Here is a 13,792-nt window from a genome sequence, read left to right as displayed (position 1 = left end):
CATGATGCGAAAAGAAATTTCTGTTGTGGAAGCTGTGTCTGTTTCTCTGCGCATGTTCAAGGCGCATGGTCGCTGACGATGATGTCGGTGACTGATCAAATCGAACAACTTGAGGTGGTCCATGAAAATGGCTGACAACGACCAACAGCGGGACACGAAGACCGCTGACAACAGCAGCGGGAGTCCCGGTCTGCTCGACAGATTCTTCGAAATCACATCACGTGGGTCCTCGATCAGACAAGAGATCCGCGGAGGCATCGTCGCCTTCGTGGCGATGGCCTACATCGTCGTCCTCAACCCGCTCATCTTGGGCGGATCACAGGATGTCGCCGGCAACTCACTCGACTTCGCCCAACTGACCGCTGTCACCGGCCTCGTCGCCGGCGTCATCACGATCCTCTTCGGCGTCGTCGCGAAGCTCCCCTTCGCGCTCGCCGCGGGGCTGGGCATGAACAGCTTCCTGGCGGTCTCCGTGGTCCAGGAAGTCACCTGGGTCGAAGCCATGGGGCTCGTGGTCATCAACGGTGTCATCATCGTCGTCCTCGGAGCCACCGGCATCCGGACCGCGATCTTCAATGCTGTGCCCCACGCGCTGAAGGTGGCGATCACGGTCGGCATCGGCTTGTTCATCGCGTTCATCGGCTTCGTCAACTCCGGCTTCGTCACCCGCACCCCGGCAGGACCTCCCGTCCAACTGGGACAGGACGGGTCGATCGCATCGTTGCCGACTCTGGTGTTCGTCGTGGCGCTGATCCTCATCGGCATCCTCGTCGCACGCAACGTTCCGGGCGGAATCCTCATCGGCATCATCGTGGCCACGATCCTGGCCATGATCATCCAGGCATTTGCGAAGCTGGGCACCGTGGGCGACCCGGTCAGTCCGGATCCGAAGGGCTGGAACCTCGCCGCGCCTGAGATCCCTGCCCAGGTCGTCGCATTGCCCGACTTCTCCCTCGTCGGAGCCTTCGACCTGTTCGGAGCCTTCGAGCGCATCGGTGTCCTTGCGGCCACAATGCTCGTCTTCACCCTGGTGTTCACGAACTTCTTCGACGCCATGGGCACGATGACCGGTCTGGCCCGCAGTGCCGGTCTGCAGACGAAGGACGGAATGTTCCCCCGCATCCGCGGTGCGTTCATCGTCGAAGGCATCGGCGCCGTCGCCGGTGGTGGAGCCTCCGCCTCATCGAACACTGTGTTCGTCGACGCGGCAGCCGGCATCGCCGAAGGTGCTCGAACGGGACTTGCCGCCTGCATCACGGGCGTGCTGTTCCTGGTGTCGATGTTCTTCGCACCGCTCATCGGCGTCATCCCGATGGAAGCCGGAGCCGCCGCCCTCGTCGTCGTCGGCGCCATGATGGTCACGCAGATCCGCGAGATCGACATGAGTGACTTCAGGACTTCGCTGCCGGTGTTCCTGACCATGGTCACCATGCCGCTGACCTATTCGATCGCCAACGGAATCGGCGTCGGATTCATCTCCTGGGCACTCATCCACGCGATGAGCAAGCGCGGCCGCGACGTGCACTGGCTTCTCTGGGTCGTCTCCGCCGGATTCGTGCTGTACTTCGTTCGCGGACCGATTTCGGCTATCTTGGGAGGATGAACGAAATGTTGGGACATCTTGCGTGGGGAAAGGGCCAGATCGCACACGGCGACTGAAGCCCTGTCAGTCGCTGCACTGACGGGCCGCCCAGCCAACCGGGCCACCTCGTCAACTCGACACCACGTTCTTCGCTGCTGTTCGCATGGATAACCAGAAGTTTCGAAGAACGAAGCAAATGTTCTAACCATGCACTGTGCGCCGCATAGACGAGGCGCAGGAGGTAAGTGCGATGTCTGCTCCGGCAACTCAACGTTCCACCGCCCAGGTTTGCGTGAACTCAGACGTTCACGAATTCGACGGGCCACCACATACAAATGCTCTCGACTTCCTCCGCGGAGTCGGTCTCACCGCAGCCAAAGAAGGCTGCGCCGAAGGCGAATGTGGGGCCTGCGCGATCATGGTCGCCCGCCCCGATGCCGATGGATCAACCCGCTGGACATCGATCAACTCGTGCCTGCTGCCAGCTGCGGCACTCGATGGCCAGGAAGTCATCACGGCCGAAGGCCTCGCCGATGATGAGTCCGTCCACCCCGTCCAGGAAGAGATGGCTGTGCGCGGCGGATCCCAATGCGGATACTGCACCCCCGGCTTCATCTGCTCCATGGCCGCCGAATACTACCGGCCCGAACGCGCCGACGATGCTGCAGAGGCCACCGCAGACGCCGACCACCACTGCGGCCCCAACGGCTTCGACATCCACTCCCTGTCCGGCAACCTCTGCCGCTGCACTGGCTACCGCCCCATCCGCGACGCCGCCTACGCCCTCGGCCAGCCCGAACCCGGCGACACGATCGCCGCGCGCACCGAGAAGCCGGCACCCGCCTCGGCGAGCACCGACATCTACCGCCCGGACACAGCAACAGGCGAGACCGGACGCTTCCGTCGCCCCTCGACCCTCGCCGAGGCGCTCGACATCCTCGCCAGCGAACCCGAGGTTCTCGTCGTCGCCGGTGCCACCGACTGGGGAGTCGAGGTCAACATCAAGGGAGCACGGGCGAAGTCGATGCTCGCCATCGACCGTCTGCCTGAGCTGCGCGGCATCCGCCGCACTCCCGAATACATCGAACTCGGTGCCGCCCACACCTTGAGCGAACTCGAACGCGAACTCGCCGGCTCGATCCCGCTGCTGGGCAAACTGATCCCGCAGTTCGCCTCCCGCCTCATCCGCAACGCGGCCACCATCGGAGGCAACCTCGGCACGGGCTCACCCATCGGCGACACCCCGCCGGCACTTCTCGCCTTGGATGCGCAGCTCGTGCTCACCTCGGCGATGGGGTCTCGGGTCGTGGAGCTGGCCGAGTACTTCACCGGCTACCGGCAGACCGTGCGCGAGGCCGGTGAACTCATCACCGCCATCCGCATCCCGCTGCCGCTGGCACCCATGACCTCATTCCAGAAGATCGCGAAGCGCCGCTTCGACGACATCTCCTCGGTCGCCATCGGCTACGCGGTCACCGTCGATGACGGGATCGTGACCAAAGCCAGACTGGGACTCGGGGGAGTCGCAGCCACCCCGCTGCGCGCCACAGCTACCGAAGCCCAGCTCGAAGGCTCACCCTGGACTCTGGAAACCATCCACGGTGCGGCAGAGACTTTGGCCGCCGAAGGCACCCCGATGGACGACCACAGGGCGAGTGCGAAATATCGGACCGCGATGCTGCGGTCCTCCTTGGAACGCTTCTATGCCGAACAGGAGGCAGGACGATGAGCCACCTCTCACAGCGTCCCACCGACCCCATCGTCGGTGAGTCCCACCACCACGAAAGCGCCTTCGGACACGTCACCGGAGCGGCCCTCTACACCGATGACCTCGTGGGACGCCTCGCAGGAGTCCTCCACGCCTTCCCGGTGCAGTCCACTCAAGCGCACGCGAAACTTCGCAAGGTCGACATCGAGCCCGCCTATCAGGTGCCCGGAGTCGTCCGCGTGATCACCGCGGCAGACATCCCCGGCGTCAACGACCAGGGCGTCAAACACGACGAGCCGATGCTGCCCGTCGACGAGGTGATGTTCTACGGCCAGCCCATCGCCTGGGTCCTGGGTGATAATCTCGAAGCCGCGAAAGCCGGAGCCGCGTCCGTTGTCGTCGAATACGAAACGCTGCCCTCACTCGTCACCGTGCGTGAAGCGATCGAGGCGGAGAGCTTCCACGGCATCCAGCCCGTCATCGACAAGGGCGACGCCACCGGAGCCTTCGCCGATGCCGCTCACGTGTTCGAGGGCGAATTCGAGTTCGCCGGTCAGGAGCACTTCTACCTCGAGACCCAGGCCTCGCTGGCCCACGTCGACGAGAGCGGACAGGTCTTCGTCCAGTGCTCGACCCAGCATCCCACCGAAACGCAGGACATCGTCTCCCATGTCCTCGGGGTTCCCGCCCACGAGGTGACCGTGCAGTGCCTGCGAATGGGTGGAGGCTTCGGCGGCAAGGAGATGCAGCCCCATGGGTACGCGGCTCTTGCGGCCCTCGGCGCGAAGCTCACCGGGCGCCCCGTGCGTCTGCGGCTCAACCGCACTCTCGACATCACCATGACAGGCAAGCGCCACGGATTCCACTCGTCCTGGAAGATCGGATTCACCGCCGAGGGCAAGATCCTCGCCCTCGACGCCACGCTGACCGCTGACGGCGGGTGGAGTCTCGACCTGTCCGAGCCCGTGCTCACCAGGGCCATGTGCCACATCGACAACGCCTACTGGGTGCCCAACATCCGCGTGGCCGGGCGCATTGCGAAATGCAACAAGACCTCGCAGACCGCCTTCCGCGGGTTCGGCGGACCCCAGGGCATGCTGGTGATGGAGGACATCCTCGGCCGGGTCGCTCCGAAGCTGGGCCTGTCCGCCCGTGAGCTGCGCCGCCGCAACTTCTACACCGCCGGTCAGGACACCCCGTACTACCAGCCTGTGCGTCACCCCGAGAGGATGGAGGCGGCCTGGGACCAGGTCGTGTCCACTGCCGAGGTGGAGGCCAGGGAAGCTGAGATCGACCGGTTCAACGCGGGCAGCGAGAACGTCAAACGCGGACTCGCGCTGACCCCGGTGAAGTTCGGGATTTCGTTCAATCTCACGGCCTTCAACCAGGGCGGGGCCCTCGTGCTCGTGTACAAGGACGGTTCCGTCCTCGTCACCCACGGCGGCACAGAGATGGGCCAGGGCCTGCACATGAAGATGCTGCAGGTCGCGGCTACGACGTTGGGTGTGCCTCTGTCCACGGTGCGGCTTGCGCCCACGCGCACAGATAAGGTCCCCAACACCTCGGCGACGGCGGCGAGCTCCGGCACCGACCTCAACGGCGGTGCGGTCAAAGACGCCTGCGAACAGATTCTGGGCCGTCTGACACAGGTGGCCGCCGGAATCCTCGGGGCGCCCGCGCACGAAGTCAGCGTCACCCGCGGCATCGTCAGCGCGCTGTCATCGAAGAAGACCATCACCTGGGAAGAGCTCATCAACGCCGCCTACTTCCAGCGGATCCAGCTCTCGGCCTCAGGGTTCTACCGGACTGAGGGACTGCACTGGGACCTGTCGATCATGACCGGCGAGCCCTTCAAATACTTCGCCTACGGAGTGGCGGCGAGCGAGGTCGAGGTCAACCGCTTCGACGGCTCCTACAGATTGCGTCGGGTCGACATCGTCCATGACGTCGGCGATTCGCTCTCACCGCTGATCGACCTCGGCCAGATCGAGGGCGGATTCGTCCAGGGTGCCGGATGGCTGACCCTGGAAGACCTACGGTGGGACGAATCAGACAAGCCCAGCCGCGGGCGCCTGGCGACCCAGGCTGCGAGCACGTACAAGATCCCTAGCTTCTCCGAGGCCCCGGAGGTCTTCAACGTCTCGCTGCTGGACAAGGCGCACGAAGAGGGCGCCGTCTACGGTTCCAAAGCTGTGGGCGAACCTCCGCTCATGCTCGCCTTCTCGGTCCGGGAGGCCCTGCGGGCAGCCGTGGCCGCGTTCGGTTCGGAGACCTTCGGCGTGCACGGTCCATCGGTTGAGCTGGCGTCGCCGGCAACACCCGAAGCCGTGTTCTGGGCCATCGAATCGGTGCGCCCACCTGTCATCGGCGACGCGGCTGCATCGGGGGATGCTGCTGCCGCGACGGCAGCGGAAGGCCTCAGTGTCCCATCATGACGTGGATGGACACAGCGGCCGAGCTTCGGAAGACTCGGGTGCCGGCCGTCCTCGTCACTCTCGCCTCGGTTCGCGGGCACGCCCCACGTGAGGCCGGAGCGAAGCTGATCGTCACTGCCGATGACCTGCATGGGACCATCGGCGGCGGCAATCTGGAGATGACGGCCGTCACCCGCGCCCGCGAGATCCTCGCATCCGGGTCGGACTCCGAACCCGAGATGCTCACGCTGCGGCTCAACGACAAGGCACCTGCCAGATACGGACGCCAATGCTGCGGGGGAGAGGTCAGCGTTCTGCTCGAATCGCTGCCCGTTCCCGCCTCGGTGGCGATCTTCGGGATCGGCAACATCGGACTCGAATTGACCCGCATCCTGGCCCGCCACGACATCGACGTCCACGTCAGCGATTCCCGTCCCGAGCACCTCGAAGCGCTCGACCGATTGGAGCCGCCTGTCGCCCAGGTTCATCGCGAGTTCGCCGTCATCGGCGAAGAGGTGCTCCTCGGGCTGCCCCCGGGCACCCATGTACTCATCATGACCCACGACCACGCCGAGGATCTTCACCTCTGCGATGCGGCGCTGGCCCGCGGTGACCTCGGCTCCATCGGGCTCATCGGCTCGAGCGCCAAATGGCAGCGGTTTCGGAAGAACCTCATCGCCGAAGGCCATGCACCCGAGGTCGTCGACACCATCGACTGCCCCATCGGCCTGCCTGACCTGCCCGGCAAGCAGCCGGCGACGATCGCTCTCAGCGTCGCCGCCGACCTGCTGAGCCGCATGGTCTGAACCACTGACCTCATCATTCTTCACCTGCAAGGAGCACCACCATGTTCATCTGCCGCGCCCGTGTCTTCGACACACCGACCAGCCCCTTCGCCGGGGGCACCCTGCGCTCCGACTCGGACGTCGCTCTCGTCGTCGATGACGGACTGATCATCGCCCGCACCGATTATGCGAGTGCGGCCGCGGACCATCCCGACGCCGAGGTGGTCGACCTCCGTGCCGGTGTCCTCATCCCCGGCCTCATCGACACCCACGTCCACTACCCGCAGGTCCGCGCCATCGGCTACCTCGGCAAGCCGCTGCTCGAGTGGCTCGACCACTGTGCCCTGCCCGAAGAGGCCAAGCTCGGTGACGAGGCCTATGCGGCAGTCGTGGCCGGCGAGTTCCTCACCGGGCTGACCTCGGCGGGGACCACCTCGGCGATGGTCTTCGGTTCGCACTTCGCCACCGCGATGGACTCCTTCTTCACCCAGGCCGCCGAGGTGGGTCTGCGGATCACATCGGGACTGGTCACCAGTGACAAGATGCTCCCAGAACCGCTGCTGACGAGCGTGGAGAGGTCCGCGTCCGAGAGCCAGGACCTCATCGATCGCTGGCATGGGAAGGGCCATCTCCGGTATGCGGTGACCCCGCGCTTCTCGTTCTCTGCCGGTCAGGAGCTGTTGGCCGCCGGCGGCCAACTGGTCGCGGACAACCCGGGCATCTGGGTGACTTCTCACCTCAATGAGAACCGCGACGAGATCGCCGGTGTCGCCGAGATGTTCCCGGAGGCACTCGACTACCTCGATACCTATGATCGGGCAGGACTGCTGGGGAGGCAGACGGTCCTGGCCCACAACGTCCACCCGAGCGATCGCGAACTGGCGCGGATGGCAGAAGTGGGGGCCGCCTCGGCGCACTGTCCGACGTCGAACTCGAATCTGGCCAGCGGCTTCTTCCCACTGCGCCGACACATCGAGGCCGGGGTGCGTGTGGCACTCGGCTCCGATGTGGGAGCGGGGACGGGATTCTCCCTCCTCAAGGAGGGCGTCCAAGCCTATTTCATGCAGCAGTTGGACCCGTCTGGCGGACTGCCGCTGAGTTCGGCACACCTTCTGCACCTGGCAACGGCCGCCGGCGCCGAGGCCCTGGAGCTGTCAGATCAGGTCGGGGACCTGTCCGTGGGCAAGCGCTTCGACGCCGCCTACATCCAGCCGAGCGCTGGCGAGCCTCTGGCCGTGGGGCTGGAGCACGCCAGCAGCGATGACGACGCCTTGGCGAAGATCTTCGCCATGGGCACCCCTGCCGACATCGCCCAGGTGTGGGTCGATGGGGAGCTCGTCAAGGGCTGAGCCGCCCTCAGGGGACGAGCCTTCGTCAGGAACGGCAGTGCGCGAGCCGCTTCACCTCGGCGGTGTCGACGAAGACTCCGTTGATGGACTGATCGCCCTCGCGCAGGTCCTTGAGTTTCGAGGGTGTGAGGAAGCGTGCCGGTTTCGCGGCGTCGACGGAAGGGGCGGTCGAGTTTCCGAAGCGCAGCTCGTTGAACAGGAAGAACCGCGGCACCGCCATGAGCGCGGCCGAGGAGATTCCCGAGTGGACGATCGCCTGCACCTATGAGGCCATGTCAGCGCGCAGACCGGCGGCGCCGAAGGGCAGCAGCCCTGGGATCACAGGTGGGAGGAAGCGGATGCTCCCCGCGAAGAACGGAGCGACGACGAAGCTGATTCGGAGTCGGCCTCTTTGCTCTTTCGTATCGTGGATTCACTCGTCCATAAATTGTGATGTGCACGACGGTGTGCCTCCATTTCCATGACGTCAAATAGCTGATTCGGGCAGCTGATTTCGGCATTCGGAGCAAGTGTCGAGTGGCGTGCCGGTTCCGAAGATTTCTGCAGGAGGGTTGACTCCATCTCAATTGCCTGCCTATGCTTGATTTCATCAAACGGAAATGAGTTTCCGCAATACGGAAAAAAATGAATCCGCACTCGCAGCGACGCGAAGGAGAACCCCATGACGACATTCGATTTCACCAATGCCGACAGCTACATCCTCAACTGCTCCACCCTGCTCACCGAACTGCCCGTGATGGAGCGGGCCCAGGCCGCTAAGGACGCCGGTTTCAGCCAGGTCGAGTTCTGGTGGCCCTTCGACGGCAGCCCGAGGCCCACCTCGGCGGAGGTTGACGAGTTCATCGCCTCACTCGACAAGGCCGGAGTCGAACTCAAGGGGCTGAACTTCTGGGCCGGGAACATGGCCGCCGGCGACCGGGGCATGGTCTCGATCAAGGGCGCAGAAGCCGACTTCGCGGCCAACGTCGATATCGTCGTCGAGATCGGCCGCCGTACAGGCTGCCGAGCCTTCAACGCCCTCTACGGTCTGCGCACCGAAGGCCAGACGCCCGAGGAGCAGGACGAGATCGGACTCGAGAACCTCAAGCTTGCGGCCGACGCCGTGGCCGCCATCGAGGGAACCGTCCTTGTCGAACCCGTCTCCGGAGCCGATGACTACCCGCTCAAGCGCGCCTCAGATGCCGCCGAGGTGGTCCAGCGAGTCCGTGCTCAGGGCGTTGCCAACATCGCCGTCCTCGCCGACTTCTTTCACATGTCGATCAACGGCGACGACGTGGCCGCGGTCATCGAAGCCGACGCCGCGAAGTTCGGACACATCCAGATCGCCGATGCTGCCGGCCGCGGAGCACCAGGGACGGGTGAGCTGCCCTTGCAGGACTGGATCAACCGCTCCTACGAACTCGGCTACACCGGCTCCATCGCCCTCGAATACAAGCAGGACCGCGCCACCGCATTCGAATGGCTCGCGAACTGAATCTGCCTCCACCTCCAGCTCTCCGCACCAGATAGGACACGAACATGAGCAAGACAATCGCATTCATCGGACTCGGAATCATGGGCCTGCCGATGGCCAAGAATCTCGTCAGCGCCGGCTTCACCGTCCGCGGGTACAACCGCTCACCTGAGAAGGCCGCCGAACTCGCGAAAGCCGGCGGCCAGGCCGCAGGCACCATCGCCGAGGCGGTCGACGGTGCCGATGTCATCATCACCATGGTCCCGGATTCCCCAGACGTCGAAGACGTGTTGACTGGCGAGGACGGAATCCTCGCCCACGCCGAGGCCGGCGCGTACTGGATCGACAACTCGACCATCCGTCCCGATGTCGCCAAGAGCCTCTCCTCTCAGGCAGCGGCGAAGGGCCTCAAGCCTCTCGATGCACCGGTCTCCGGTGGCGAGGCGGGAGCGATCAACGGCGCACTGTCGATCATGGTCGGCGGCGCTCAGGCTGACTTCGATGCAGTAGCCGATGTCTTCGACGCGGTCGGCAAGACCATCGTCCTCGTTGGACCCTCGGGCTCGGGCCAGACGGTGAAGGCTGCGAACCAGCTCATCGTCGCCGGAAACATCGAACTCCTCGCCGAGGCTGTCGTCTTCCTCGAGGCCTACGGGGTCGAGACCACCTCGGCGCTGCAGGTCCTCGGCGGGGGATTGGCCGGATCAAAGGTCCTCGAGCAGAAGGGGCAGAAGATGCTCGACCGCTCCTTCGACCCCGGGTTCCGACTGGCGCTGCACCACAAGGACATGGGCATCGTCACCGCCGCAGCCCGTGAGGTCGGCGTCGCGATCCCACTCGGATCGGCCGTCGCGCAGCTCGTCGCCTCGACCGTCCAGCAGGGCAATGGGGGACTCGACCACTCGGGCCTGTTCACTGTCGTCGAGCAGCTCTCAGGGAAGAAGTAGACACCACCACGAACCGAGCCGGCGACAGCGTCGTCGCCGGCTCACTGAACTCGGCCCATTGTGGGCCGCTGAACCCGGTCCGCTCGAACGTGGGCCGCTTGAGCGAAGGAAGAACAATGACACGTATGCGCGCAGTTGACGCGGTGGTGCTCATCCTCGAAAAGGAAGGCGCCACCCAGACATTCGGCCTGCCGGGCGCGGCCATCAACCCGCTGTACTCAGCGATGAAGGCCCACGGCGGAATCCGCCATACGCTGGCCCGCCACGTCGAAGGGGCCTCACACATGGCCGACGGGTACACGCGGGCGGCGGCGGGGAACATCGGCATCTGCCTCGGCACCTCGGGGCCTGCCGGGACCGACATGATCACCGGCCTCTACGCCGCAGCCGCGGACTCGCAGCCCATCCTGTGCATCACCGGACAGGCTCCCGTCGCGGTCCTGGACAAGGAGGACTTCCAGGCCGTGGACATCGCCTCGATCGCGAAGCCCGTGACCAAGATGGCCACGACCGTGCTCGAGGCTGGACAGGTCCCCGGCGTCTTCCAGTCGGCCTTCCAGCTCATGCGCTCGGCTCGGCCCGGCCCGGTCCTCATCGACCTGCCGATCGACGTCCAGCAGACCGAGATCGACTTCGACATCGACACCTACGAGCCGTTGGTTCCATCGAAGCCTGCGGCCACCTCGGCGCAGGCGGAGAAGGTCCTCGATCTCATCGCCGCCGCATCGCACCCACTCATCATCGCCGGCGGCGGAATCCTCAACGCCGATGCCGCGGACAGACTCGTCGAATTCGCCGAGGCGACCTCGATCCCGGTCTCCCCGACGCTGATGGGATGGGGTGCGATCCCGGACGACCACCCGCTGCAGGCGGGCATGGTCGGCATCCAGACCCACGTGCGCTACGGCAACGCCTCATTCCTGGAATCCGATCTGGTCATCGGCATCGGCAATCGCTGGGCCAACCGTCACACCGGGGACCTCGGGGTCTACCGCAACGGTCGGAAATTCGTCCATATCGACATCGAGCCCACGCAGATCGGGCGTGTGTTCTCACCCGACTACGGTGTCGTCTCCGATGCCGGTGCCGCGCTCGACGCTCTGCTGTCCGCGGCGCGCGGTCGGGCTGAGGCGGCGGGCCTGCCTGACTTCACCGGCTGGGCCCGCGAGTGCACGGCGCGCAAGTCGACCGAGCATCGCAAGACCAACTACACCGATATGCCGATCAAACCGCAGCGTGTCTACCAGGAGATGAACTCCGCCTTCGACGAGGACGTGACCTATGTGTCGACGATCGGCCTGAGCCAGATCGCCGGTGCGCAGATGCTCCACGTCTACAAGCCGCGCCACTGGATCAATGCAGGTCAGGCCGGGCCCTTGGGCTGGACCGGACCGGCTGCGCTGGGGGTGGCGAAGGCCAAGCCGGAGGAGACGGTTGTTGCGCTCTCCGGTGACTACGACTTCCAGTTCATGATCGAGGAGCTGGCCGTCGGTGCGCAGCACAAGATCCCCTATCTGCACGTCGTCGTGAACAACTCCTACCTGGGGCTCATCCGACAGTCGCAGCGCGGCTTCGACATGGACTACCAGGTGTCGTTGGCCTTCGACAACATCAACTCGTCGGGAGAGGCCGCGAGCTACGGCGTCGACCATGTGGCCGTCGCACAGGGACTGGGGTGCAAGGCGCTGCGTGTCGAGGATCCTGAGCTCATCGGCGAGGGCCTGCGGGTGGCCAAGGAGCTCATGGACGAGCACCAGGTGCCCGTTGTCGTCGAGGTCATCCTCGAGCGCGTCACGAACATCTCGATGGGGGCGGCACTGGACAGCATCAATGAGTTCGACGTCCTCGCCCAGACTCCGGCTGATGCGCCTACGGCGCTGACGCCGATGGGCGAACTGGCCGCGGCGAAGTAGGCTGCCGGTCGACGGAGGCCGGGTGTCGGCGCTCGTCGTCGGAGGGCCGATGTCGGCCAAGTCACAATTGGTATACCATGACCCCGAGGGAGTCGGATGCGCGATTCCGACCCCTCGGGGACTTGTATGACATGCTCGGCGCAGATGCCGAGGACAATGGCCCCGGCTGGCATGGCCGGGTGAACTGACCCGGCCGTCCCGGTTGGGTGAATGAGGAGGATGCATGAACGTCGATGACGCCGGTACACAGGTCACCGATCAAGCTTTTGACCTGGTCATCAGGGCGCAGCGGGCCGTTCTGCCCGAGGGCGTCAGCGCCGCCGAGGTCGGTGTGCGTGAGGGCGCAATCGTCGAGATCGCCACCAGGGGAGCTGCACTCAGCGGGACCGCCTCGGCGAATGCACAGGTCGTCGAGCTCGACGCTTCACAGGTGCTGCTGCCAGGCCTCGTCGATTCGCACGTGCACGTCAATGACCCCGGCCGCAGCGAATGGGAAGGCTTCGCCAGCGCCACCCGCGCGGCAGCCGCCGGGGGCGTGACGACGATCGTCGACATGCCGCTGAACTCCCTGCCGCCGACGGTCAACGTCGAATCACTCGACATCAAGCGCGAGGTCGCGGCGTCCAAGGCATTCATCGACGTGGGCTTCTGGGGCGGAGCGATCCCCGGCAATACCGGTGACCTCAAGCCTCTCTTCGACGCCGGGGTCTACGGTTTCAAGTGCTTCCTCGAAGACTCAGGGGTCGATGAGTTCCCACCGCTGGAGCCCGAAGAGCTGCGCGCCGACCTGGCGGAACTCGCGAAGTACGACGGCCTGCTCATCGTCCACGCAGAGGACCACTCGGTCATGGCCGAGGCCCCGAAGAACTCGGGGCGCAAATTCAGCGACTTCCTCGCCTCCCGCCCGCGTGAGGCCGAGAACGTCGCGATCGCCCGCGTCATCGACGCCGCCCGCGAGACCGGCGCCCGCGCCCACATCCTGCACCTGTCATCGGCCGACGCACTGCCTCAGATTGCGGAGGCCAAGGCCGAGGGTGTCAAGCTCACGGTCGAGACCTGCCCCCACTACCTCGTCTTCTCCGCCGAGGAGATCCCGGACGGCGCGACGACGCATAAGTGCTGCCCGCCCATCCGCGAGGAATCCAACCGCGAAGCGCTGTGGCAGGGGCTCCTCGACGGCACGATCGACTGCATCGTCTCCGACCACTCGCCCTCGACGGCCGAGCTCAAACTCCTCGACACCGGTGACTTCGGCGCGGCCTGGGGCGGAATCTCCTCCCTGCAGCTGGGCCTCTCGCTCGTGTGGACCGAGGCTGCAGAGCGCGGAATCGACCTCGCCGAGGTGGTGACCTGGATGTCCAGTGCCCCCGCATCCGTGGCCGGAGTGAAGAACAAGGGTGCTATCGCACTCGGCAACGACGCGGACTTCGCAGTCTTCGCCCCCGATGAAGAGTGGACCGTTCACGCCACAGAGCTCTACCACCGCAACCAGATCAGCGCCTACGACACGCGTGCCGTCCGCGGCGCCGTCAAGCAGACGATCCTCCGCGGCGCACCCGTGGACTTCGACGAGCCCCAGGGTCGCCTCCTCCGCGCCCGCTGAGACCCGTCTCCCTCCCTCAACCTCCCCGACGTCACTAT

10 protein-coding genes are annotated in these 13,792 nt (G+C 65.3%); 9 read left to right on the top strand and 1 reads right to left on the bottom strand.

The genetic code is table 11. The annotated features are described in order from the left end of the window. Window positions 1-127: 127 nt before the first annotated feature. From JTF07_RS14795 to guaD, 5 genes are all read left to right on the top strand, one after another. Entirely contained in the window at window positions 128-1,603 is a 1,476-nt protein-coding gene (locus tag JTF07_RS14795; protein WP_204234983.1) for an NCS2 family permease, read from the top strand. Between the two features lie 229 nt (window positions 1,604-1,832). Further along, on the top strand, window positions 1,833-3,311 hold the full coding sequence (locus tag JTF07_RS14790) for a xanthine dehydrogenase small subunit (RefSeq protein WP_204234982.1): 1,479 nt from the start codon (window positions 1,833-1,835) through the stop codon (window positions 3,309-3,311). Further along, window positions 3,308-5,725: a xanthine dehydrogenase molybdopterin binding subunit gene (xdhB, locus tag JTF07_RS14785; RefSeq protein WP_204234981.1), complete on the top strand. Its 2,418-nt coding sequence runs from the start codon at window positions 3,308-3,310 to the stop codon at window positions 5,723-5,725. The genes JTF07_RS14790 and xdhB overlap by 4 nt, the downstream gene beginning before the upstream one ends. After that, complete coding sequence (gene xdhC, locus JTF07_RS14780) at window positions 5,722-6,510, top strand: xanthine dehydrogenase accessory protein XdhC (protein ID WP_353843982.1); 789 nt, start codon at window positions 5,722-5,724, stop codon at window positions 6,508-6,510. The genes xdhB and xdhC overlap by 4 nt, the downstream gene beginning before the upstream one ends. 41 nt (window positions 6,511-6,551) lie before the next feature. Continuing rightward, window positions 6,552-7,838, top strand: a complete 1,287-nt coding sequence (guaD, locus tag JTF07_RS14775; RefSeq protein ID WP_204234980.1) for a guanine deaminase — start codon at window positions 6,552-6,554, stop codon at window positions 7,836-7,838. 25 nt (window positions 7,839-7,863) lie between these two features. Here guaD and JTF07_RS14770 read toward each other — a convergent pair whose 3' ends face one another. Then, a complete protein-coding gene (locus JTF07_RS14770; protein WP_204234979.1) occupies window positions 7,864-8,100 on the bottom strand; it encodes a hypothetical protein in 237 nt (78 codons plus the stop codon). Window positions 8,101-8,499: 399 nt separating this feature from the next. On the opposite strand from JTF07_RS14770, the gene JTF07_RS14765 reads away from it, so the two are divergent. The 4 genes from JTF07_RS14765 to allB all read left to right on the top strand — a co-directional run bounded on the left by JTF07_RS14765 (window position 8,500) and on the right by allB (window position 13,754). Further along, the gene (locus JTF07_RS14765; RefSeq protein ID WP_204234978.1) at window positions 8,500-9,312 is read left to right on the top strand and encodes a hydroxypyruvate isomerase family protein; all 813 of its coding nucleotides are present in this window, start codon (window positions 8,500-8,502) and stop codon (window positions 9,310-9,312) included. 44 nt (window positions 9,313-9,356) lie between these two features. Beyond that, the gene (locus JTF07_RS14760; RefSeq protein ID WP_204234977.1) at window positions 9,357-10,238 is read left to right on the top strand and encodes a 2-hydroxy-3-oxopropionate reductase; all 882 of its coding nucleotides are present in this window, start codon (window positions 9,357-9,359) and stop codon (window positions 10,236-10,238) included. Between the two features lie 116 nt (window positions 10,239-10,354). Continuing rightward, window positions 10,355-12,151, top strand: a complete 1,797-nt coding sequence (gene gcl / locus JTF07_RS14755) for a glyoxylate carboligase (protein WP_204234976.1) — start codon at window positions 10,355-10,357, stop codon at window positions 12,149-12,151. Between the two features lie 223 nt (window positions 12,152-12,374). Then, the gene (gene allB / locus JTF07_RS14750; RefSeq protein WP_204234975.1) at window positions 12,375-13,754 is read left to right on the top strand and encodes an allantoinase AllB; all 1,380 of its coding nucleotides are present in this window, start codon (window positions 12,375-12,377) and stop codon (window positions 13,752-13,754) included. Window positions 13,755-13,792: the final 38 nt, after the last annotated feature.

The sequence above is a fragment of the Brevibacterium sp. RIT 803 genome (genome assembly GCF_016892625.1).
Taxonomy (GTDB): Bacteria; Actinomycetota; Actinomycetes; order Actinomycetales; family Brevibacteriaceae; genus Brevibacterium.
Note: the sequence above shows the minus strand (reverse complement) of the source record. Positions and strands in the feature narration are given on the sequence as shown.